The sequence below is a fragment of the Rhodococcus sp. NPDC060084 genome (assembly GCF_042730335.1).
Lineage (GTDB): Bacteria > Actinomycetota > Actinomycetes > Mycobacteriales > Mycobacteriaceae > Rhodococcus.
The window spans coordinates 27,698-49,180 of record NZ_JBHWWX010000027.1 but is presented as its reverse complement, the minus strand read 5'-3'; the positions used below and the strand labels follow the sequence as shown (position 1 = coordinate 49,180).

Sequence of the window (21,483 nt, the reverse complement as noted above, 5' to 3'; positions counted from 1 at the left end):
TCACTGCGCTTCCCCACGGAGTTCGGCGTAGGTGGGCCAGTCGGCAGGAACAGCGGTGCCGCGCAATCCGGCGTCTGCGGCGAGGGCGACGGATTCGTCGCCGAGCCGGTTGAGACCCGGGCCCTTCGCGAGCGAATGTGCGATCAGAACGTGCAGGCACTTGACCCGATCGGGCATGCCTCCGCCGGTGAAATCTGTACCCAGCGACTCGATGGCGTTACGTTCGGCGAGGTACGACTCGTGGGCACGCCGGTACGAGGACGCGAGTTCGGGATCGGTGCCGAGCCGTTCGGTCATTTCCCGCATCACACCTGCGGACTCCTGCCGGCTCGCTTCCGCGGTGAGGCGCGGGTCGGTCAGGTAGTACAGCGTCGGGAACGGTGTGCCGTCCGGCAGCTTCGGCGCGGTTTTGACCACGCCGGGCACGCCGTCGGGGCAACGGTAGGCGATGGCCAGGACGCCGCGGGGTTCGCGCCCGAGCTGTGCTGCGACGGCGTCGAGGTCTTCCTGCGTCACTGAATCGGTCACCCGGGGATATCTCCTGGTTCTGGGGGTGCCACAGGCATCGGCTGCGGCAGTGGTTCGGTTTCGGGTTCGGGAGGCGGTTCGGCCACCGAACGCCACAGGTCGCTGTACCAGGCTCCGGTGGTCGGCGACTCCGGTTCTTCTTCTTCGAGTTCGGGCGGCACGTCGCCGGGCAACTGCACCATGTACGGAATGTCGCCGGGCATCACGAAGCGCAACCGCTCACGTGCCTGCGCCCGGATCCACGCCGGGTCTTCGATGTGCGCCTTCATCTCTTCGAGCGCGGCGATCTCCGTCTCGAGCTGCTCCCGTTCGCGAGCGAGCTGCTCAGCTTCGGAGCGCTGGCTCACGTACGTGCGCAACGGCACCGCGAGCGTCAATGCGAGCGCACACACGACCAGCGCGAGGATGGCCGCGCGCCCCGTGGACAGACCGAGAAAAGTGCGTTCCCGGTGGTCCCGGCGCGCGGCGTCGGTCGCACCGACCCGGGTGGGCCGGGCGCGACCGGAGGCTCCGGAACGCCCGCGGCCGGGCGACGAATGGACGGGGTCCTCGCGTCCGGCCGGACGGGCTCCGGCGCTCTCGGTACCGCTGTCGACCGGAGCGGTAGATCCCGTGGGGCGTGCCCGGCTGGGCCGCCGCGCACTTGCCGCACCTTCGGTGCGGGCTCGACGGGCGCCGGGCCGGGATCTACCGCGCTGGTTCATACCGGATTTCAGCCCTCGAGGTTGAACCGCGGGAAGGCGACTTCGCCCGCGTAACGGGCAGCGTCCCCGAGGGACTCCTCGATGCGCAGCAGCTGGTTGTACTTCGCCACGCGCTCGGACCGTGCCGGTGCACCGGTCTTGATCTGGCCGCTGCCGACCGCAACTGCGAGGTCGGCGATGGTGGTGTCCTCGGTCTCGCCGGAACGGTGGCTCATCATCGTCTTGTACCCGTTGCGGTGCGCGAGATCCACGGCATCGAGAGTCTCGGTGAGAGTGCCGATCTGGTTCACCTTCACGAGCAGCGCGTTGGCGGCACCCTTGACGATGCCTTCTTCGAGCCGCTCGGGGTTGGTGACGAAGAGGTCGTCGCCGACGAGCTGCAGCTTGCCGCCGAGCTTGTCGGTGAGCGCGACCCAGCCGTCCCAGTCGTCCTCGCTGAGCGGATCCTCGACGGAGACGAGCGGGTACGCGGCGAGCAGTTCGGCGTAGAAATCAGCCATCTCGTCGGCGGTGCGGTTCTTGCCCTCGAACGCGTAGCCGGTGCCCTCGGTGTAGAACTCGGTGGCGGCGACGTCCAGTGCCAGAGCGACATCGGTGCCGAGCTTGAGACCGGTCTTCGCGACGGCCTCGCTGATCAGGTCGAGCGCTTCCTTGGTGCCTGCGACGTCCGGCGCGAAACCGCCCTCGTCGCCGAGCCCGGTGGCCAGCCCCCTGCTCTTGAGCACGGACTTGAGCGAGTGGTACACCTCCGCACCCCAGCGCAGCGATTCCTTGAACGTGGGCGCGCCGATCGGAGCGACCATGAACTCCTGGACGTCGACTCCGGTGTCGGCGTGTGCGCCACCGTTGAGGATGTTCATCATCGGCACGGGCAGGATGTGCGCGTTCGGGCCGCCGAGGTAACGGAACAGCTCGAGGCCCGCAGATTCGGCACCGGCCTTGGCAACGGCGAGCGACGCTCCGAGAAGTGCGTTGGCGCCGAGACGACCCTTGTCGGGCGTGCCGTCGGCATCGAGAAGCGCCTGGTCGACGGTGCGCTGTTCGGTTGCGTCGAGTCCGATGATCGCCGGAGCGATCTCTTCGAGGACCGATTCGACGGCCTTCTCGACACCCTTGCCTCCGTAACGGTCGCCACCGTCACGCAGTTCGACGGCTTCGTGCTCACCTGTGGAGGCCCCGGAGGGTACCGCAGCGCGGGCGAAACTTCCGTCCTCGAGCAGCACCTCGACCTCGACCGTCGGGTTGCCCCGGGAGTCGAGGATTTCGCGGGCTCCTACCTGCTCAATGATGGCCACTGGCTGATTCTCCTTCGATGGACTTCACGCTGCGGTGTCTGCACGCTGGGGACAGCCTAACCGGCGCGACCAGGGTGTGAGGCACAGGCGCGCGTCTGGGACGCGGCCGCGACCCGCCTGGACCGTGCTCGACGGTCTGCTACGGACGTACGCCCACACCGTACGCAGCCGCGCGGTCGCGTACGAGCGTCATGTACTCCCCCGAAAGGTTGTAGGCCATCAGAGCCCGCGTCCACCCTTCCGCACTGTCGAGGTCGCCGCCGCGCTCGCACAGGTAGCGTCCCGCGCTGAGCGCGGCGTCGTCGATGTTGTCCGGGTCCGCCACGCCGTCCCCGTTGGCGTCCACACCCCACCGCTCCCATGTCTCGGGGATGAACTGCATCGGGCCCATGGCCCGGTCCAGCAGGGAGTCGCCGTCGAGCCTGCCGCCGTCGGTGTCGCGGATTTCGGCGAGGCCGGGGCTTCCGTCGAGCGGCACACCGCGGATCTCGGGTGTCGCGGTGCCGTCGGGGGCGAGGGACGCGCCGCCGTGCCGCCCGTGCCGGCTCTCGACGCCGCCGATCCCGGCGAGGGTCGTCCAGGCCAGGCCGCACTCGGGCCGCGTCGCGGCCAGCACCGCTGCGGCGTGTCCGTACGCTTCGAGCGCCACCACCGGGATGTCGAGCGCGTCGGCCTGCGGTTGCGCCCACTCCCTCAGCAGTCCCGCGGTGCGCCCGGGACCTGCGAAGTCGATGGACGGAACTTCCGTTCCACGCGCGGGCGGCACTCCGTCCGGGACGGCGATCCGGGGCTCCTGCGGCACGGTGAGGCTGACACCCACGGCAAGGAGGACGACCACCCCGAAGATGCCGAAGAGAGCGAACGGCCAGGGGGAACGACGTCGGCGCGGGGCTTGGTACACACCTCCATCCTCCACACGTCGGATCGGACGGCGCGCGATCGGCGCCGTCAGTAGGCGCCGTCCCTGCGCAGGACTGCGCCGACGGTACGACGGAGGATCGACAGATCCATGGTGAAACTCCAGTTCTCCACGTACCGGAGGTCGGCGCGGACGGACTCCTCCCGGGAGAGGTCACTGCGTGATGCGCGGATCGTCGTGCGCCTTGAACAGCACGCCGGCTCCCGCATCGAGTTCGAGAACATCGTGCAGTCGCTGTTCCGCGCCCGGCACCATACTCCGGAACGTGTACATCGTGAACCGCGCTCCGCGGGTCTGCCGATACAGCACCCGTTCCCGGACGGGTCTGCTCGTCTCGATCCGGTCCCGTGCCGGCTTCCTGTAACGCGCTTTCCTTCGGTGGGCCACTTCGGCCGTAGTCGCCTCGGCCCCGGCGGTGCCCGTCGGAACAACGCGCAACAACAAACCATTTGTTTCCAGGTCACCGGGCCTGGAACCCACCGCTCCCCCGCCCCGTCGCCCAGGGCAGGTCGATGTACCCGACCCTCACCATGCCCTCCACCACCTCGGACGGCTTCGGAGCGCTGAGCAGAAAGCCTTGTCCCCGTCTGCATCCCAGCTCGAGGAGATAGGGCACCGCCCCCTCCGCCTCGATACCTTCGGCCACGAGGTCCAGACCGAACGACGTCGCGAGCCCGGCGATGGAATTGACGATGACCCGGTCACCTTCGCTGCGATGAAGATTCTGGACGAAGCCCTTGTCGATCTTGAGCGTGTCCACCGGCAGCGACTTGAGGTGACCGAGCGAGCTGTATCCGGTGCCGAAGTCGTCGATCGCGATCCGGACTCCCAGCCGTTCGAGCCGCGAGAGGGTCGCCCTGGTTCGCCGCAGGTCGCCGACCACGACGTTCTCGGTGATTTCGAGACAGACCTCGGCACCCCTCAGTCCGTGACGCCGCAGCATCGACGCGACCGACTCGTCGAACCCCACGGTCACCAGCTGGACCGGTGAGACGTTGATGCCCATCACCAGATGGAGACCGGGGATCTTCTTCTTCCACGACGCGAGCTGGGCACACGCTGTCTCCATCACCCACCTGCCCAGTTCTGCTGCAAGATTGGTCGATTCGGCGACGTCGATGAATTCGGCGGGCGCAAGCGTGCCGAGAACCGGATGGTTCCAGCGCACAAGTGCCTCCACCCCGAGGATCGCTCCCGACCGCAGATCCACCTCCGGTTGATACTCGAGGATCAAATGGTCGTCGTCGATCGAGGCCCGCAGATCGAGTTCGATGCGGGTCCGTCGCTCGCCTTCGTGGTTCATGTCCTCCGTGAAGAAGCCGACGCTGTTGCCGCCCTGCACCTTCACCGCCATCATCGCCTGGTCGGCGCGACCGAGCAGCGCCACCGAGGAGATCTCCCCCGGCTCACCGAGCGCGATGCCGAGACTGACTCCTCGTCCCACCAATTGGCCGTCGAGCGAAACGGATTCGCCCACCACCCGCTGGATCTGCGCTGCTCGCTCCCACGCGTCGGCCGGTGTGGCCGGACCTGCCAGGACGACGACGAACTCGTCGCCACCGAGCCGGGCCACCACGTCGACCGGGCGGTTGACCTGCATCAGCCGCTCTCCGATCCTGCACAGGTATGTGTCGGCGGCACGATGCCCGAGGAAATCGTTGAGCGCTTTGAGGCGGTCGAGGTCCAGAAACAGCACCGCCACCGGTCCCGGGTTCCCGGGTCGCAGCCGTTCGTCGAGGTATTCGAGCAACGCCCGTCGACTGGCCAGACCCGTCAACGAGTCGTGATAAGCGGCGTACCGTAGTTCTCCCTCGGCCCGAACACGTGCTTGCACCTGCGCGAACAAGGCCGCGATGAGGCGAAGCGACTCCATCTCGTCTTCGGTCCAGGCGCGGTCCCGCTCCCCCACCAGACCAAGGGTTCCGGTGGTGATGTCTCCCCAGAGCAGTGGCACCGCGGCAATCGATTGTCCCGGCGCCGCCAACACCCGGGGATCCTTCGAGTTTTCGGAGTCGGCCATGATCGGACCCGCATCGCGGAACTGCAGGACCGCGGAAGAGTCCGGACCGGGGCTGTGCGCTTGCGGGGGCCATTCGGCGACGAGCACGGTGGCCGCGAGGTCGTGATCGTTGTACCTGAGGTAGCAGGCGTCGACCTCGAAGTGGTCGGCGAGGAGCTCGAGAACCCGGTCGAACACTTCGCGGTGCGTGGCCACGTCGGCCGGCATGAGAAGTGCCGCCACCCGGGTGACCAGGCTTTCGAGAGTCGAGGACGAGCGGACCACGCCTTCTCCCTTCGATCGCACTCACGCATGAGCTCACAGTGCCGTATCGACAAGCGGGCGAAGGCCCTTCATTCCAGGGAGATATACAGTTCCATTTCGCCGGCCGCGGGAAGATATGCGACCTCCTCGCGGAATACCCGTGGGATGTCGCCCTCCTTTTCGGCGATATCCACCTGGGTCCACACGTCTTCCCACGGATCCGTGCTCGACCCGTCCGGCGTGAAGCGTGCGGCGTACTTGTCGGTCACGCGGATCAGCGAGTCACCCACCGCGAGACTGCCGATGTCGTCGCAGCGATATCCGGCCACCACCGTCCATCCGACCTCCGGGTGGGAGACGTAGACGACGGTGACGTCGCGTAGACCTCGTTCGCGGAACCGCTCCAGGGTGAAGGCCAGCAGATCGTCGCCGGGACGACCGGACCCCGGCTCGATCCCGGGCACCACCAGACCACCGACCGCGTATCCGGGCACCTTGACGATGGTGAAGGTCATTGCTGCGCAACCGATGTGGAATCCTCGATCGATATGTACAGCTCGATGCGATAGGCGTGTGGGTAGCACTCGAAATCGCCTGTGAACGCTCGCACGATGTCGCCGCGCCCCTCAGCCCTCCAGATCTGCCGCCACAGTTCACTGAACACGTCGGGAAAGTGACTCCCCACCGCGGAGAACTTCGCATACAGACCGGACGGGAGCCTGGACACGACATGCCCGGGCCGGACCTCTTCGAGCGTCCGGCAGCAGTACCCCACCGTTTGGGTGTAGTACGAACCGATGTCTTCCGCGTGATCGGTGTAGGTCGACGCCAGGGGCCCGCCGGCGTCCTGCTTCAACACTGCGGACCAGGCGCGCTCGAGGTGTGGGTCTCTCAGTTTTCCCAACGCGCGGCGCGGACTCCGCACCGGCAAGCCTGTTACCAAAGTTTCTTCACGCTCGACAATGCAGAACGCCATCGGGCAATCCCCCTCCAAGCCACTTACGTAGGCACCCACCCCGCGCTTGCCCGACCCGCACGCGTAATGGGAATTGCTTCGAGACTAAAGGCAACACCCACACCTTTCACGATAGCCATAAACAAACCTATGGTATGTTTTAGCTAGGTTTTCAATCTTCCGGTCATTAATTCATCGCCACACACGTTATGCAGGTCGGCGCTGACGCAAAACGAGGAGGACGAAGTCCCATGGAAGAACCCCCGGCGCCCGCCCGGAGCAGGCATGCCCCGGTGCCGTCGGGCGCCGACCCCCGCTGGGCCGGACTCGCGCGGTGACGGGGTGCCGCGCATGCGGTCATCCGGATCTCGATCCCGCCCTCGACCTCGGCCGCGTGCCACTGCCCGGCCGATTCCCCGTTCGGGAGACTCCCGTTCGCTCCGACGAAGTGCGCAGCCGCCTGGCGATGCTGCTCTGCCGCGCGTGCGGGCTTGCCCAACTGGGCTGTGACGCCGGTCCGGACACACACCGCACTGCGGTCGCACCCGAATACCGCAACGTCGACCACGCTGTCCGGATCATCCGCAAGGCGGGCCTGCTCTCCGGGGGGACCATCTCCGAATTCGGATCACCGAAAGGCGAGCGATGGCTTCCACGCTTGCAGCCCTTCGGTTTTCGATCTCCCCGACACGGTGAGCCCGCGTCGGTCGTGGTGGACTCCTTCGCCCTCGAGCGAGAACTCGATCAGCGCCGCGCTCTCCGGGAGCGGGCGGCTGCGCTGACTCCCGACGGCACACTTCTCCTGGAATTCCGTTCCCTGTCCGCGGTCATCGCCCAACGGCGCTGGGATGCCCTGCAGTACGGACGTTTCGTGTACTACACGGTGACGACACTGCGTCGCGCCCTCGAGGATGCAGGACTGCTTCTCCGGAACGCGTGGCCGATCGGACCCACCGCGGACGTGATACTCGCGGCAGCGGTCTGCGAGGGCACCCTGTACCCGGAACCGTTCGTCCGCCGGCGACTCGCCGCCGAACGCGAGGAGGGCATCACCACCGTTCGTACGGTTCGAGTGCTCCAAGCCGCCGCCGACCGTGACGCTGCCGCACTCCACAGCTGGCTCCGGCAGATGGCCCTCCGGCATCGAACCGTAACAGCCTATGGAGCAACGGCTTCGACCGTCACTTTGTTCGCGCGCGCCCACGTGAGCAGGACCCTCGTCTCCGCCGTCGCCGACGGCACACCGGGCCACCACGGCCGCCGGATGCCCGGCACCGACGTACCCATCGTGGCGCCCGATCTGATGGTGTCTGCGGCACCCGACCACATACTGGTGACGGCGCCGCGGGAGCTGGCCGAATTGCGCTCGCGCTACCCGGAACTCGGCGACAGGTGGACGTTGCCGCCCCGCGGGACGGACGAGTTGCGCCGGGACCGTTGAGAACTCGCCGGGACGCCGGTCAGCCTCTCCAGTGACGCTTCCATGTTTCGGCGTCGTGCGGCCCGGCTCCCGCCGACCGCTCGGCCGTCCGGATCGCATCGGCGAACCGCAGCACGACGCCTCGCAACGCCGCCTCGGTGTCACCCGAATCGTCGATCCGGACCGTTCTCAGCTCGTCGGGTATCAGCTCGTCGGGGAATCCGGCGCGTCGCGCGCGTTCGAGCACCTTGTCGACCAGCGCCAGGCTCGGCTGTGCCATGGCGATCCCGTCGAGGCACGACTCGCGGGCCTTCTCAGCTCTCTTCGCGACCTCCCACGCGGCTTCCTGCTCCGCGACATCCAGCGGCCCGGTATGGCCGTTGGACAAGTGAGGGCTGCGCGCCGCGAGCTTGGCGACGAGCGTCGCGGCGACGTCGTCGACTGTGAAAGCTCCGGACTCCTCGGCGATCCGTGAATGGAAGAGCACCTGCAGCAGCAGGTCGCCGAGTTCCTCCCGTAGGGAATCCGGGTCACCGGACTCGATCGCGTCGAGCACCTCGTAGGTCTCTTCGACGAGATACCGGCGCAGCGACTCGTGGGTCTGGGTGACCTCCCATCCCCCGAACGCCCACAGCCGGTCCATCACCTCCGCTGCTTCGCGCAGCATGTCACCCGGCCCGGTCATCTCCGTACTCACACGCCCACCGATACCGGGGCGCTGATGTCCACCGAGCCCTGGGGCTTTCCGTCCATCGCGAGGAGGAAGTCCGCGATGAACTGGAGCAGTTCGACGTCGCGGACACGATCCGAACCGATACCGCCCGTGCGCGGGATCGGCAACTGCACGGTGCCGCTCGTCGGCCGGTACTGCGCGGACGGGTACAGCCGCTTGAGCCGCATCTGCTTCGAGTCCGGCAATTCGAGCGAACCGATCTTGAGTTGCGAGCCGACCACGGTGACCTCGTCGAGGCCGTACTCCCGGCACAGCAGGCGCAGCTTCGCGACCGACACGAGCCTCCGGACCTCCTCCGGCATCGGGCCGTACCGATCGACGAGTTCGTCGATGACCGTGTCGATGGCGTTGTCGTCGTTCGCGGCAGCGAGTTTCCGGTATGCCTCGAGACGGAGCCGGTCGGAGGTGACGTAATCGGACGGGATGTGCGCGTCGACGGGCAGGTCGATGCGTACCTCCTTGGGCGCTTCGTCCGTCGAGATCGGGCGGCCGTCGGCAGCAGCGCGGAATGCCTCGACAGCCTCACCCACCAGCCGCACGTAGAGATCGAATCCGACCCCCGCGACATGGCCCGATTGTTCGGCGCCGAGCACATTGCCCGCGCCGCGGATTTCGAGGTCCTTCATCGCCACGGCCATGCCCGCACCGAGATCGGAGTTCTGGGAGATCGTCGCGAGCCGGTCGTACGCAGTCTCCGTGAGCGGCTTCTCCTGCGGATAGAGGAAATACGCGTACCCACGTTCGCGCGACCGCCCGACACGACCGCGCAACTGGTGCAGCTGCGACAGCCCGAGCGAATCCGCTCGCTCGACGATGAGTGTGTTGGCGTTCGGGATGTCCAGGCCCGTCTCGACGATCGTCGTGCACACGAGTACGTCGAAGTCACGTTCCCAGAAGCCCTGCACGGTCTTTTCCAGAGTGTCCTCGTTCATCTGCCCGTGCGCGACCGCCACGCGCGCCTCGGGGACGAGATCGCGGATCTTCTTGGCGGCCTTGTCGATCGAGCTGACGCGGTTGTGGACGTAGAACACCTGGCCGTCGCGCAGCAGTTCGCGCCGGATCGCAGCGGCCACCTGCTTGTCGTTGTAGCCACCCACGTAGGTCAGAATCGGGTGCCGTTCCTCCGGCGGAGTGAGGATCGTCGACATCTCGCGGATGCCGGCCATGCTCATCTCGAGCGTGCGCGGAATCGGCGTGGCGGACATGGTCAGGACGTCGACGTGGGTGCGCAGCGCCTTGATGTGCTCCTTGTGCTCGACGCCGAACCGCTGTTCCTCGTCGACCACGACGAGGCCGAGGTCCTTCCAGCGGATACCCGTCTGCAGCAAGCGATGTGTGCCGACGACGATGTCGACGGTGCCGTCCTCCATGCCCGCGAGGGTCTCGCGGGATTCGGCGGCGTCGGTGAACCGGCTCAGTCCCTTCACCACGACCGGGAACGCCGCCATCCGCTCGGTGAAGGTCTGCAGATGCTGCTGGGCAAGCAGGGTCGTCGGCACGAGCACCGCGACCTGCTTGCCGTCCTGGACGGCCTTGAACGCAGCCCGGACCGCGATTTCGGTCTTGCCGTACCCCACATCGCCGATGACCACCCGGTCCATCGGTACGGGCTTCTCCATGTCGCTTTTGACCTCGGAGATCACCGTGAGCTGATCCTGGGTCTCGGTGAAGGGGAACGCGTCCTCCATCTCCTTCTGCCAGGGAGTGTCCGGGCCGAAGGCGTGGCCGGGCGAGGCCTGCCGTGCCGCGTACAACCGCACCAGCTCACCCGCGATCTCACGGACAGCCTTGCGGGCCTTACGTTTCGTGTTCGCCCAGTCCGAGCCGCCGAGCTTGCTGATCGACGGGAGTTCCCCGCCCACATAGCGCGAGAGCTGATCGAGCGATTCCATCGGCACGAAAAGGCGGTCGCCCGGCTGGCCACGCTTGCTCGGCGCGTACTCGATCACCAGGTACTCGCGACGGGCTCCGCCGATGGTGCGTTCGACCATCTCGACGAACCGGCCGATGCCGTGCTGGTCGTGGACCACGTAGTCGCCCGCGGTCAGCGCCAGAGGATCGACCTGGTTGCGGCGCTTGACCGGCGTCTTACGCGCCTCCGTCACCACCCGGTTGCCGGTGAGGTCGGCCTCGGTCACGAGGACCAGTCCCGGCACCACGTTGTCGCCGTTGCCGGTGAGGACGAGACCCTCGTGCAGCGCACCGCGGAGGACGCCGACCTGTCCCCGCACCGGTTCCGCGCCGGGTTCGAGTTCGGCCGCGGGGACCTCGTTCTCCTTCAGCCGCTCGAGCACGCGTTGACCCGTGCCGGTGCCGGCCACCACGATCGCGGCACGTCCGCCGGTGGTGACGTGGGCGCGCAGGTTCGCGAACAGCATCGACAGCAGTTCCTCGGAACCGCGGATCTCGGGTGCCGACTGCACCGCGAGGACGGTCTCGGTATCCGCACCCGACTCGAGCTGGCTCAGCGACCACCACGGTGTGCCCTGGGCCTGCGCAGCTTCGCGCACCTGTCGCAGGGACCTGTATGCCGACGCCGCGAGGTCGAGTGTGTTCCCGTCGACCCCGTTGATGTTCGACGTGTCCAGCGGCGCGGCCCCGCCGATCGACGCAGCGGTCCACGACGCCTCGAGGAATTCCTGGCCGGTGCGCACCAGGTCGGTTGCGCGGGTGCGCACCTTCTCCGGATCGCACAGCAGGACGTGGGTGCCGCGCGGGACGACGTCGGTGAGCAGCTGGAGTTCTCCCGGCTGCAGCACGGGCAGCAGCGCTTCCATGCCCTCGACCGGGATTCCGCCGGCCATCTTCTCGAACATCTCGGCGAGCGCGGCGTCGGCCGGGTTTTCCGCGGCGAGTTTCGCGGCGCGCTCCTTGACCGCGTCGGTGAGCAGAAGCTCCCGGCACGGCGGTGCGATGAGGGTCGTGATCTCCAGTTCGGGGATGGAACGCTGGTCGGCAACCGAGAACGGCCGCAGTTCCGTGACCTCGTCGCCCCAGAATTCGATGCGCACGGGATGGTCCGCTGTGGGCGGGAACACATCGAGGATGCCACCGCGCACCGCGAATTCTCCGCGCTTGCCCACCATGTCGACGCGTGTGTACGCGAGTTCGGCGAGCCGCGCGACGAGCTCGTCGAAGTCGTGCTCGGAACCGAGACGCAGCGTGATGGGCTCGATTTCTCCGAGTCCGGGCGCCATGGGCTGCACCAGGGAACGCACGGTGGCGACGACGATCCGCAGCTCCGGGCCGAGATCCCGATCGTCCGGGCGCGCGAGCCGACGCAGCACCTCGAGTCGCCGGCCCACCGTGTCGGCGCTCGGCGACAGACGCTCGTGCGGCAGGGTCTCCCAGGACGGGAACTGCGCGACGCTGTCCCCGACCATCTGAGCGAGTTCGGCCGTCAGGTCGTCGGCCTCGCGGCCGGTCGCGGTGACCACGAGTACCGGGGTCTTCTCCGCGAGGGCTGCGGCAACGAAGGGGCGAACCGCGGACGGCGCGACCAGCGACTGCTCGGCAGTGCCGACCAGTTCACCGATCCTCTGGAACTGGGAGTCCGACAGCGCGATCCGCGCCAATCCGGACAAGGGGGTGGCGACCGGGGGCACAGCAGACAAGGAAAGCGCTCCTGAGTTTGAGACGAGAACCTTATCGAGTCTATGCCTCGCGCGGGATCTGCGTCAGGACCGAGCGGGCAACAGGGATCACCCTCGGCACGCTCACGTCGCTGCCGCGTAGCCGCGGAGCAGATCGGCACTGTTGTCGCCCAGCGCCGAACGTGCCCACACTGCGAGCCGCACCAGCAGATCCGCGTCGCTCGGATTCGCCTCGGTTCCCGGCTCGAGCCACCGCCGGCGCACCATCCGCAGCAGCGACCGCTGTGCCCGCGCGGGGTCGGCGTCGAGCGCGAATGTGACGAACGCGTCGCGGGTCCACGCTTCGACGCCGGATCGTTCGAGTGCCCGCGCGGTCACAGCGTCGGCAGTGACCACGGCGTCCGCATGACAGAGCAGCGCCACGGAGGTGACGTGCGTTTCTCTCGGGTCGATCACGTACGGCACTTCACGCAGGACCGGGGTGGGCCAGGTCACCCGCGCGTCCGGGAACGCGCGGTCGAGTTCGGCGAACAGGTAGTCGCGGGTAGGTCGGGCGAGGTGTTCCGGCAGCCGGTGATCGGCCTCCGCGATGATGCCGTCGCTCCAATACGGCTGGTACAAACCGTCTTCCGCGAAAGCGAGTGCGACATCCCGGACCCGCGCGTTCGCCAGGACCGTCGCGTCGAGGACGACTCGGATCGGCACCGCTCTCCCTTCGTCGGGCGTCAGAACTTCTCGTACATGCCTTCGCGGCGGGTGAGATCGGCGAGGTTGTCGAGCACCTCGGTGCGGATCCTGGTGTGGCGTTCGCCGAGCGCGAGGACCTCGGTCCGGGGCACCCGGCGATGCAGGCCGTGGAATTCTGCGGTCAGCGCGCCGGTGTCCACCAAACGGGCGGCGTAGCGCCGCGAGCATCCGAGGACGTCGGCGACCTGCGCGATGGTCAGTAATGCGGGCACCAGCCCGATCGTGACGGCAGTGTCCGGGCCGAGCTCGTCGAGCAGACGTGCCAGTTCTCTCGGCGCCTGGCGCGCATCGAACGGTCCGAACGTCACGGCGGCGATGCTGTCAGCACGACGGAGGGAATGCAACGACCATCCGGGCCGGCCGGAGCCGAGGGCGCACTGCGGCCATCGCGTTCAGGACTGCAACCGGAGTCTGCGGGCCGCGAACTGGCGGAAGTACTCGAGTTTGCTCGGCGGAACCACCGACGGCAGCAGCAGGCTCCACATCGCCTCGATCCGCTCGGTCAGATGCTTGGTGCCGCTCATCGCCGCTCCCACGGTGCGCGCACCGATACCGGCTTCCATCAGCAGCAACGCGAACGCGTCGGTGTCGACGTGTTCGGCCAGGTCGCCTTCGTCGCCTGCGCGCCTGGTGAGTTCCTTCAACTCTTCGAGCCAGACGTCGAAGGGGTGTTCTTCCGCACCGCGGTAGTCGCCGATTTCGACGAGCAGGCGGAACATCGCGCGGACCACCGGATCGGTTTCGGCGAGGTCGACGTTCAGCACCGACAGTTCGATGGCTGCTTCCAGCGCCGGCGCGCGCCGGTCGGTCTTCACGGCAGTTTCCGCGGCCATCCGGGCGTACCCGGCGTCGATCACGCCGCGAGCGAGTTCTTCCTTGGAACCGAAGTGGAAGTACAGGGCGCCTTTGGTGACACCCGCCTCTTCGATGATCTCGTTCAGGCTCGCGTTGGCGTAGCCTTCCCGCACGAATACCTCGGCGGCTCCTCGTAGTACCGCCTCGCGCGTCACTTCAGCGCGTACCTGCCGTCCCACAGAGACCCCGATTCTTCGTTCGCCACTGGGCGTCGGTCGTGCACTCCTGTGAAGACCACCGTAACACCGATTATCCTGTTCCCAATGCGTTGCAGCGCCTCGAAACAGAACGACTACTTGCCGAGATGCTGGTTTCCGAGCGCTGGGTCTGCTTCGAGCCGGGTCAGCCCGTTCCAGCACAGGTTGACGAGGTGCGCTGCGACAACTTCCTTCGACGGCGTCCGTTCGTCCAGCCACCAGGTCGCCGTCGTGGCGACCATCCCTACCAGGGCCTGCGCGTACAGAGGCGCGAGTTCCGGATTGAGTCCTCTCCGGGAGAAGTCGCCGGCGAGCAACTGGCCGACCTGGCGCATCGCCTCGTTGAGGAGACTCGAGTAGGTGCCTTCCTCCGCGGCGACCGGCGAGTCACGCACGAGGATGCGGAACCCGTCGGTGCGCTCCTCGATATAGGTGAGGAGCGCGAGGGCAGCACGCTCGACCCGCACTCGTGAGCGGTTCCGGGTCAGGCTCTCGGTCACCATCGACATCAGCACCGTCATCTCGCGGTCCACCACCACCGCGTAGAGCCCTTCCTTACCTCCGAAGTGCTCGTACACGACAGGCTTGGATACCTGGGCCCGCTGCGCGATCTCTTCGATCGACGCACCGTCGTAACCACGCTCGGCGAACAACGCGCGTCCGATCTCTATGAGTTGCTCGCGCCGCTGCGTTCCGGTCATCCGGATCCGGGGCGCGCGCTCGGTGCTTTTCCGACTGGCCTGCTCCGTACGGTCCTGCGACGATCGTGACACGGTTCGTCCTTTCCGACGCACCACGTCGGGGCATCACTCGGGGTCGGTCGCCGCCCAGACTATCGACAACGAGCAGATCACCCCCCACGTTCGACGCCGCGCGCCTCCCGTGCGAGGATCAGGGACGCATGCCCGGAGTGCGCCGCGCGCCGGGGGTGTGGCAGTCCGCCGTGGTGTAATCGGCAGCACCTCTGATTTTGGTTCAGATAGTTCAGGTTCGAGTCCTGGCGGCGGAGCGGGGACCGTTTTCGGGGAGCCGTCGCGCTCCCGTGCGCACGCGGCAATTCCGTGCGTATGCAGACCTTGTCGAGGGAGCTACATGCAGGTGCAGACCGCGATCATTGTCCTGGCAGCCGGAGCAGGAACCCGGATGCGGTCGAAGACCCCGAAGGTTCTGCACAGTCTCGGCGGGCGCTCGATGCTCGCTCATTCCCTTCGGGCGGCGAGCGCACTGGAGCCCGGACACCTCGTCACCGTGATCGGGCACGAACGCGACCGGGTCGGCGCCGCGGTGGCCGAGTTCGCCGAGGACACGGGTCACGAGGTGCGCATCGCGGTGCAGGAAGAGCAGCGCGGAACCGGCCATGCCGTCGCATGCGGACTCGCCGAACTGCCCTCCGACTTCGCCGGAACAGTGCTGGTCACCGCCGCCGACGTACCTCTGCTCTCGCCCGAGACGCTGCGCGAGTTGCTCGAGACGCACACGGAACCGGATTCCGCCGCGGTCACGGTCCTCACGACTACGGTGCCCGACCCCACCGGCTACGGACGCATCGTGCGGACCACCGACGGTGACGTCGCGGCGATCGTCGAAGAGAAAGACGCCACCCTCCGCCAGCGGGCCATCGTCGAGGTGAACACCGGCGTGTACGCGTTCGACGCGGCCCGTCTGCGTTCGGCGCTCGGCAGTCTCGACACCGACAACGCCCAGGGCGAGCTGTACCTCACCGACGTCGTCGAGATCGCACACCGCGAGGGTCTCGCGGTCCGCGGACTGCACACCGAGGACTCGGTCCAGGTCGCCGGAGTGAACGACCGGGTCCAGCTCGCAGCGCTGACCGCCGAGCTGAACCGCCGGGTGCTGACGCAGTGGATGCGCGACGGCGTGACCGTCGTCGATCCGGCGTCCACCTGGGTCGACATCGACGTCGTACTCGGCACGGATGTCACCCTCCATCCCGGTGTCCAGCTGCACGGCCGCACCGTGGTCGCCGAGGACGCGGTCATCGGACCGGACACGACACTGACCGACGTGCAGGTCGGTGCCGGCGCGTCTGTCATCCGTACCCACGGGACCGGCTCGGTGATCGGCGCCGGGGCGACCGTGGGACCGTTCACCTACCTGCGTCCGGGCACCGAACTGGGCGCGAACGGCAAGCTCGGCGCATTCGTCGAGACGAAGAACGCCCAGATCGGTTCCCATTCCAAGGTGCCGCACCTGACGTACGTCGGGGATGCGGAGATCGGCGAGCACTCCAACATCGGCGCGTCGAGTGTGTTCGTCAACTACGACGGCGTCGAGAAGTACCGCACCGTGGTCGGATCCCATGTACGGACCGGCTCGGACACCATGTTCGTGGCCCCGGTGACGGTGGGTGACGGTGCCTACACCGGTGCCGGAACGGTGCTCCGCCGCGACGTCCCACCGGGGGCGCTGGCGGTGTCGGGCGCGCCACAGCGCAATATTGACGGGTGGGTCCAGCGAAACCGCGCCGGAACCGCCGCTGCCGAGGCAGCATCGAGAGCACAGCAGCAGCACGACCACGATCGGCAAAAGGACGGCCAGGACCAGTGACCAATTGGATCGACAACCAGAAGAACTTGATGCTCTTCGCCGGCCGGGCGCATCCCGAGTTGGCCGAGCAGGTCGCCAAGGAACTGGGTGTACCTCTCACCCCGCAGACGGCACGTGACTTCGCCAACGGCGAGATCTTCGTCCGGTTCGACGAGTCGGTGCGAGGCTCGGACGCGTTCGTGCTCCAGAGCCACCCGTTCCCGCTCAATCAGTGGGTCATGGAACAGCTCATCATGATCGACGCCCTCAAGCGCGGTTCCGCCAAGCGCATCACCGCGATCCTGCCCTTCTACCCGTATGCGCGGCAGGACAAGAAGCACCGCGGACGTGAGCCCATCTCGGCTCGCCTGATCGCGGATCTGCTCAAGACCGCGGGTGCGGACCGCATCATCACCGTCGACCTGCACACCGACCAGATCCAGGGCTTCTTCGACGGCCCCGTCGATCACATGCATGCGCAGGGCCAGCTGGCGGAGTACATCCGCGGCAAGTACGGCGTCGACAACATCGCGGTCGTCTCCCCCGACTCCGGTCGCGTCCGGGTCGCCGAGAAGTGGGCCGACACGCTCGGCGGCGCACCGCTCGCGTTCATTCACAAGACCCGCGACCCGCTCGTCCCGAACCAGGTCAAGTCGAACCGTGTGGTCGGTGACGTGGAGGGTCGTACCTGCATCCTGATCGACGACATGATCGACACCGGTGGCACCATCGCCGGAGCGGTTCGCGTCCTCAAGGAGGCCGGTGCCGGCGACGTCATCATCGCCGCGACCCACGGTGTGCTCTCCGACCCGGCCGCCGAGCGCCTCGCGGCGTGCGGTGCCAAGGAAGTCATCGTCACCAACACGCTGCCCATCCCGCCGGAGAAGCAGTTCGACTCGCTGACCGTGCTGACGATCGCGCCGCTGCTGGCACAGACCATCCGCGAGGTGTTCGAGAACGGTTCGGTGACTTCGCTGTTCAACGGCGTCGCCTAGAAACTGCACCACGAGGTGGTGACTCCCGGGCCGCACGGACCGAAAGGCGCTCCTCGATGTTCACCGGTTTCCCGACCGCGGCTCTCGACTTCTACGAGGATCTCGAGGCCGACAACAGCAAACCGTTCTGGGCCGCGCACAAGGCCGTCTACGACGACTGCGTGCGCGGCCCGATGCTTGCTCTGCTCGCCGATCTCGAGCAGGAATTCGGGCCGGGCAAGGTGTTCCGGCCGTATCGGGACGTCCGGTTCAGCAACGACAAGACCCCGTACAAGACCCATCAGGGTGGCTTCGTCGCGACCGGTCCGAGTGTCGGCTACTACGTCCAGATCGACGCGGCGGGCCTGACGGTGGCCGGTGGGTTCTATTCGGGGACGCCCGCACAGGTCGCGGCGTACCGCGCAGCCGTCGACGACGAACGACGCGGAACCGAACTCGGCAAGATTCTCCGGCGACTGCGGCGCGGCGGGTACGAGATCGGTGGTTCGACGTTGAAGACGCGACCGCGCGGTGTCGACCCCGGCCATCCGCGTCTCGACCTGCTGCGGCACCGGTCACTGAACGCCGGTCGCAGCGACGTCTCTCCTCCGTGGATCCACAGCACGCGCACCCTCGACGAGGTCCGCAACTCCTGGCGCGCGTTCCGGCCGTTGGTGGAGTGGCTGACCTCGGCGACCGCTTCGTGACCTGCAGACCACCCGGTATGGAATTGCAGTGTGCCGCAATGGTTTGCCTCTAAACCTGGAGCGTGATGATCTTCGTCACTTCCGGTCGGCTCCGTCGCAGGTCACGCCGGACCGGGGTGCCGCACCGGTGGGGCCCTGACCTAAAGTTGCTCCTCGTGATCGACGCGCAGACTCTCGAGGCCCCCACCGAAAACGCGACAATCCGAACCTCGCGACGGTGGTCTCCCGGGGCGTGCGTCTGGTGTGGCGGCACCGATTCGGTCGAGGAATACCGCAACGAACCCCGATGCGCGACTTGCCGACACCACGAAGCGGTGATCGAGGAAGCCCGTCGTTTCATGGGCATGTACGGTCTGCGTCCTATCGGAGGAACGCTCCAGTCGGATGACGACGAGGAATACGAGCATCGCGTCGGTGCCCGCGATTCCCGTCGCGTACTCAACGAGATCCGGCTCGAACACCAGCCCGATCCCGAGCTTGTCAGGAAGGCGCTGCGCCCACGTGCGGCCGCCGTCGTCGCCGAGGGCAAGCCTGCCACCAAGCGCGCCTCCGCTTCCTCGTCGTCCTCTTCCACCGCCGGCAGCGCCCGTCCCTCGTCCTCGTCGGCGAAGGCCCCGGCACCGGTGAAAAGCGGTGCGGTCGATATCGACGAGATTCAGACTCGCGCTCTCGCGTTGCTCGACCAGCTCACGTCGATCGACGCGCAACTCGCGCGCGTCGCCGAGCAGAGCGGTCTCGCCGCCCGAGCACGTCGCAGTGATCTCGAGAAGCAGAAAGCCACCGTCCTCCGCACTCTCGCCGCGCTGGAGAAGGCTCGCCTGAGCGCGACGTCGAAGTAACCCGAGTGCGGACGGGAAGCCACCCGCCCGTCTGCGCGTTACCCTTCGACCGATGAATTCTGTCCTCGGTCTCGTCACCGGCCTGGTCGTTCTCGTGGTCGGGGCCGAGGTGCTGGTGCGCGGTGGTTCGCGACTCGCAGCCCGGCTCGGCATCACTCCGATCGTGATCGGGGTGACTGTCGTGGCCCTCGGCACGAGCGCACCCGAACTCGCGGTGGGAATCGAATCCGCCGCAACGGGAAACGCGGGTCTCGCGCTCGGCACCATCGTCGGCACCAACATCGTCAACCTGCTGCTGATCTTGGGACTCAGTGCGCTCGTCCGCACGATCCACCTGGGCACACAGACGCTCCGCATCGACCTTCCAGCCATCACCGCGGCCGCGCTCCTGTTGTGGGCGACGTCCGCGGACGGCCTGATCTCACCGCTCGAAGGTGCCGGTCTCATCGCGTTCGGGCTGCTGTATACCGTTCTCGTGATCCGCGCCGGCCGAGCCGAAGCCGCCGCCGTCCGTCTGGAATACGCCGACGAGTTCTCCCCCGACCCCGTCCCCTGGCGGCTCGGCGCGACCCTCACCGAGGTGGCGATGCTGCTCGGCGGGATCGCCATCGTCGTACTCGGTGCGGACATCCTCGTCGACGCCGCGGTCGCGTCCGCGCAGGCCCTCGGCGTCTCGGACACGGTGATCGGGTTGACCGTCGTCGCGATCGGTACATCCGCACCGGAACTGGTGACCACGATCGTGTCCACGATTCGCAACGAGCGCGACATCGCGATCGGCAACCTTCTCGGTTCCAGCGTCTACAACATCGTGTTCATCCTGGGCGCGACCGTGCTGGCCACCCCAGGCGGTGTGACGGTGCCCGACGAGATCGTCCGAGTCGACCTGCCGCTGATGGCTGCGGTCGCATTTCTGTGCATCCCTGCGTTTCTCACGGGCCGGCGGCTGTCGCGCGCCGAGGGTGCGCTGTTCATCGCGACCTACGGCGTCTATCTCACGTTCCTGCTCACGACCCGCACGTGACCGGTCACGTCAGCGCGAGGTCGGCGAGTTCCGCTACCAACGGCGCCAGACGACTGCAGTCGGTGCCGGCACTGGACACGGCGACCGTCGGTACGGTGCGCCCACCCGTGCGCGCGGCCACCCGGTTGGTGTCGACGACGTCCTCCACCGGTGTGGCTGCCGTGCACAGGTCGCCGTCGCGCCGGAGGACGATGCTGCGGCCCGCCACGGATGTCCCCTCGCGGTCCGGGCCCGCAACCGGTGCCCCCTCGGGTTCGAGCCCGAACCGCACGCTCCAGGTCTGGGCACCACCGCCGGGCAACAGCACCGAGTAGTCGCAGCGGTACGGGTCGGCGTCCACCGACCACTGGATGAGATTCTCTGGTGCGAACAATCCGACGACCTCGCACGGGTCGGCAGCGGCGAGACGGATCCTTCCCGGACCTCTCGTGGGGCGGGCCGGGAGTGCCCGGAGTCCGTCGACGGCAACATCGTGTGTCTCGTCGGCCGCCTCGCACGCGGTGCCGGTCTCCGGAACGACACCGGGCCGGAAGTGCTCGACCACGTGCACCGCCGCGGTCCGCACCGGCGGATCACCGTCGACGAAGGCGGTGACGGGCAGGTCGAGCGCGAACCACCGGGTGCACTCGGCGGTGGAGTCACCGACAACTCGAAGACGCTCGATCTCGGCGCCGCCGAATCGGACGGCCCGATCCTCCTCACCACGGGGCGGCGCCGACAGATCCAGAGTGATCGACAGATCGCGTTGCCGGTCCCCCGGCCGGCGCACGACGGCGGTGCACGTATCGAAACCTTTCTCCGGCCCGAACCTGCGTAGTTCGCCGTATTTCCCGACAACCGCTTCGGGCATCAGCGCACACGGGTCCAGGCGACGGAGGCGCTCGGCGAGTTCGAGCGCCACCTTGTCCGCGGCGGAGACCGGCTGGCTGTAGGTGTTGGGTTCGATGCGATCCGGCTCGCGGGGAGGTGGCACCGGAGAGGTACCGGCAACCACGGTCGCGCACGCCGCGAGCACGAAACACAGCACGGACGCGACGGTGACGGCAACCGCCGTCGTCGCTCTCCGACGATGCACCTCACCCTGCACACCGGCCCCCGAACCCCGAACGAATGGTCCGCGGATCATCCCACGACATCTCCTACCGGCGCCCCGCAACGGCGACCTGCACGAGACGGGGCATGG

Annotated in this window: 21 protein-coding genes and 1 tRNA gene; 7 read left to right on the top strand and 15 right to left on the bottom strand. The window is 67.5% G+C overall.

Features of this window, described 5'->3' with window-relative positions; translation table 11 throughout:
- The 8 genes from ACFWBU_RS14780 to ACFWBU_RS14745 form a co-directional block, all read right to left on the bottom strand.
- A complete protein-coding gene (locus ACFWBU_RS14780) occupies window positions 1-528 on the bottom strand; it encodes a DUF501 domain-containing protein (RefSeq protein ID WP_169621523.1) in 528 nt (175 codons plus the stop codon).
- On the bottom strand, window positions 525-1,232 hold the full coding sequence (locus tag ACFWBU_RS14775; protein ID WP_169621522.1) for a septum formation initiator family protein: 708 nt from the start codon (window positions 1,230-1,232) through the stop codon (window positions 525-527). Before ACFWBU_RS14775 ends, ACFWBU_RS14780 begins: the two co-directional genes overlap by 4 nt.
- An 8-nt stretch (window positions 1,233-1,240) precedes the next feature.
- A complete protein-coding gene (gene eno / locus ACFWBU_RS14770; protein ID WP_169621521.1) occupies window positions 1,241-2,527 on the bottom strand; it encodes a phosphopyruvate hydratase in 1,287 nt (428 codons plus the stop codon).
- A gap of 139 nt (window positions 2,528-2,666) precedes the next feature.
- Window positions 2,667-3,428 (bottom strand): lytic transglycosylase domain-containing protein, encoded by a 762-nt coding sequence (locus ACFWBU_RS14765; RefSeq protein WP_378528605.1) that lies wholly within the window; start codon window positions 3,426-3,428, stop codon window positions 2,667-2,669.
- Between the two features lie 47 nt (window positions 3,429-3,475).
- Window positions 3,476-3,655 carry a sugar transferase gene (locus tag ACFWBU_RS14760; RefSeq protein WP_277351043.1) on the bottom strand — a complete coding sequence of 60 codons (180 nt, stop codon included), beginning with the start codon at window positions 3,653-3,655 and terminating at the stop codon, window positions 3,476-3,478.
- 251 nt (window positions 3,656-3,906) lie between these two features.
- A complete protein-coding gene (locus ACFWBU_RS14755) occupies window positions 3,907-5,673 on the bottom strand; it encodes a putative bifunctional diguanylate cyclase/phosphodiesterase (RefSeq protein ID WP_378528608.1) in 1,767 nt (588 codons plus the stop codon).
- 125 nt (window positions 5,674-5,798) lie between these two features.
- Complete coding sequence (locus ACFWBU_RS14750; RefSeq protein WP_378528604.1) at window positions 5,799-6,224, bottom strand: hypothetical protein; 426 nt, start codon at window positions 6,222-6,224, stop codon at window positions 5,799-5,801.
- Window positions 6,221-6,685: an effector binding domain-containing protein gene (locus ACFWBU_RS14745; protein ID WP_378528603.1), complete on the bottom strand. Its 465-nt coding sequence runs from the start codon at window positions 6,683-6,685 to the stop codon at window positions 6,221-6,223. Before ACFWBU_RS14745 ends, ACFWBU_RS14750 begins: the two co-directional genes overlap by 4 nt.
- 313 nt (window positions 6,686-6,998) lie before the next feature.
- On the opposite strand from ACFWBU_RS14745, the gene ACFWBU_RS14740 reads away from it, so the two are divergent.
- Window positions 6,999-8,105, top strand: a complete 1,107-nt coding sequence (locus ACFWBU_RS14740) for a class I SAM-dependent methyltransferase (protein WP_378528602.1) — start codon at window positions 6,999-7,001, stop codon at window positions 8,103-8,105.
- A gap of 19 nt (window positions 8,106-8,124) precedes the next feature.
- Here the strand turns inward: ACFWBU_RS14740 and ACFWBU_RS14735 are convergent, their stop codons facing one another.
- The 6 genes from ACFWBU_RS14735 to ACFWBU_RS14710 form a co-directional block, all read right to left on the bottom strand.
- Window positions 8,125-8,769: a MazG family protein gene (locus ACFWBU_RS14735; protein WP_169621703.1), complete on the bottom strand. Its 645-nt coding sequence runs from the start codon at window positions 8,767-8,769 to the stop codon at window positions 8,125-8,127.
- Between the two features lie 8 nt (window positions 8,770-8,777).
- A complete protein-coding gene (gene mfd, locus ACFWBU_RS14730; protein ID WP_169621517.1) occupies window positions 8,778-12,431 on the bottom strand; it encodes a transcription-repair coupling factor in 3,654 nt (1,217 codons plus the stop codon).
- Between the two features lie 102 nt (window positions 12,432-12,533).
- Complete coding sequence (locus ACFWBU_RS14725) at window positions 12,534-13,115, bottom strand: PIN domain-containing protein (RefSeq protein WP_169621516.1); 582 nt, start codon at window positions 13,113-13,115, stop codon at window positions 12,534-12,536.
- A gap of 20 nt (window positions 13,116-13,135) precedes the next feature.
- Window positions 13,136-13,465 carry a helix-turn-helix domain-containing protein gene (locus ACFWBU_RS14720; RefSeq protein WP_378528601.1) on the bottom strand — a complete coding sequence of 110 codons (330 nt, stop codon included), beginning with the start codon at window positions 13,463-13,465 and terminating at the stop codon, window positions 13,136-13,138.
- Between the two features lie 84 nt (window positions 13,466-13,549).
- On the bottom strand, window positions 13,550-14,191 hold the full coding sequence (locus ACFWBU_RS14715) for a ScbR family autoregulator-binding transcription factor (RefSeq protein ID WP_378528600.1): 642 nt from the start codon (window positions 14,189-14,191) through the stop codon (window positions 13,550-13,552).
- Window positions 14,192-14,304: 113 nt separating this feature from the next.
- Window positions 14,305-14,910: a TetR/AcrR family transcriptional regulator gene (locus tag ACFWBU_RS14710; RefSeq protein WP_378528599.1), complete on the bottom strand. Its 606-nt coding sequence runs from the start codon at window positions 14,908-14,910 to the stop codon at window positions 14,305-14,307.
- A 236-nt stretch (window positions 14,911-15,146) separates the two neighbouring features.
- On the opposite strand from ACFWBU_RS14710, the gene ACFWBU_RS14705 reads away from it, so the two are divergent.
- The 6 genes from ACFWBU_RS14705 to ACFWBU_RS14680 all read left to right on the top strand — a co-directional run bounded on the left by ACFWBU_RS14705 (window position 15,147) and on the right by ACFWBU_RS14680 (window position 20,300).
- Window positions 15,147-15,218 (top strand) — tRNA-Gln (locus tag ACFWBU_RS14705).
- 83 nt (window positions 15,219-15,301) lie between these two features.
- Window positions 15,302-16,777, top strand: coding sequence for a bifunctional UDP-N-acetylglucosamine diphosphorylase/glucosamine-1-phosphate N-acetyltransferase GlmU (glmU, locus tag ACFWBU_RS14700; protein ID WP_169621512.1), 1,476 nt, complete (start codon window positions 15,302-15,304; stop codon window positions 16,775-16,777).
- Window positions 16,774-17,751, top strand: coding sequence for a ribose-phosphate diphosphokinase (locus ACFWBU_RS14695; RefSeq protein WP_169621511.1), 978 nt, complete (start codon window positions 16,774-16,776; stop codon window positions 17,749-17,751). The genes glmU and ACFWBU_RS14695 overlap by 4 nt, the downstream gene beginning before the upstream one ends.
- Before the next feature lie 56 nt (window positions 17,752-17,807).
- Window positions 17,808-18,437, top strand: a complete 630-nt coding sequence (locus ACFWBU_RS14690) for a DUF2461 domain-containing protein (RefSeq protein ID WP_378528598.1) — start codon at window positions 17,808-17,810, stop codon at window positions 18,435-18,437.
- Between the two features lie 155 nt (window positions 18,438-18,592).
- Window positions 18,593-19,276 (top strand): hypothetical protein, encoded by a 684-nt coding sequence (locus ACFWBU_RS14685; RefSeq protein WP_169621509.1) that lies wholly within the window; start codon window positions 18,593-18,595, stop codon window positions 19,274-19,276.
- Window positions 19,277-19,328: 52 nt separating this feature from the next.
- Complete coding sequence (locus ACFWBU_RS14680; protein WP_169621508.1) at window positions 19,329-20,300, top strand: calcium/sodium antiporter; 972 nt, start codon at window positions 19,329-19,331, stop codon at window positions 20,298-20,300.
- Window positions 20,301-20,304: 4 nt separating this feature from the next.
- Here ACFWBU_RS14680 and ACFWBU_RS14675 read toward each other — a convergent pair whose 3' ends face one another.
- Window positions 20,305-21,426 (bottom strand): hypothetical protein, encoded by a 1,122-nt coding sequence (locus tag ACFWBU_RS14675; RefSeq protein ID WP_296551013.1) that lies wholly within the window; start codon window positions 21,424-21,426, stop codon window positions 20,305-20,307.
- Window positions 21,427-21,483 lie beyond the last annotated feature (57 nt).

Bases quoted from the DNA above. Each gene is read 5' to 3' on its own strand.
- ACFWBU_RS14745 (WP_378528603.1), bottom strand. From the start codon at position 6,685: ATGGCGTTCTGCATTGTCGAGCGTGAAGAAACTTTGGTAACAGGCTTG.
- ACFWBU_RS14735 (WP_169621703.1), bottom strand. From the start codon at position 8,769: ATGACCGGGCCGGGTGACATGCTGCGCGAAGCAGCGGAGGTGATGGAC.
- ACFWBU_RS14750 (WP_378528604.1), bottom strand. From the start codon at position 6,224: ATGACCTTCACCATCGTCAAGGTGCCCGGATACGCGGTCGGTGGTCTG.
- ACFWBU_RS14760 (WP_277351043.1), bottom strand. From the start codon at position 3,655: ATGCGGGAGCCGGCGTGCTGTTCAAGGCGCACGACGATCCGCGCATCA.
- glmU (WP_169621512.1), top strand. From the start codon at position 15,302: ATGCAGGTGCAGACCGCGATCATTGTCCTGGCAGCCGGAGCAGGAACC.
- ACFWBU_RS14775 (WP_169621522.1), bottom strand. From the start codon at position 1,232: ATGAACCAGCGCGGTAGATCCCGGCCCGGCGCCCGTCGAGCCCGCACC.
- ACFWBU_RS14755 (WP_378528608.1), bottom strand. From the start codon at position 5,673: ATGCCGGCCGACGTGGCCACGCACCGCGAAGTGTTCGACCGGGTTCTC.
- ACFWBU_RS14710 (WP_378528599.1), bottom strand. From the start codon at position 14,910: ATGACCGGAACGCAGCGGCGCGAGCAACTCATAGAGATCGGACGCGCG.
- ACFWBU_RS14690 (WP_378528598.1), top strand. From the start codon at position 17,808: ATGTTCACCGGTTTCCCGACCGCGGCTCTCGACTTCTACGAGGATCTC.
- ACFWBU_RS14680 (WP_169621508.1), top strand. From the start codon at position 19,329: ATGAATTCTGTCCTCGGTCTCGTCACCGGCCTGGTCGTTCTCGTGGTC.
- ACFWBU_RS14675 (WP_296551013.1), bottom strand. From the start codon at position 21,426: ATGATCCGCGGACCATTCGTTCGGGGTTCGGGGGCCGGTGTGCAGGGT.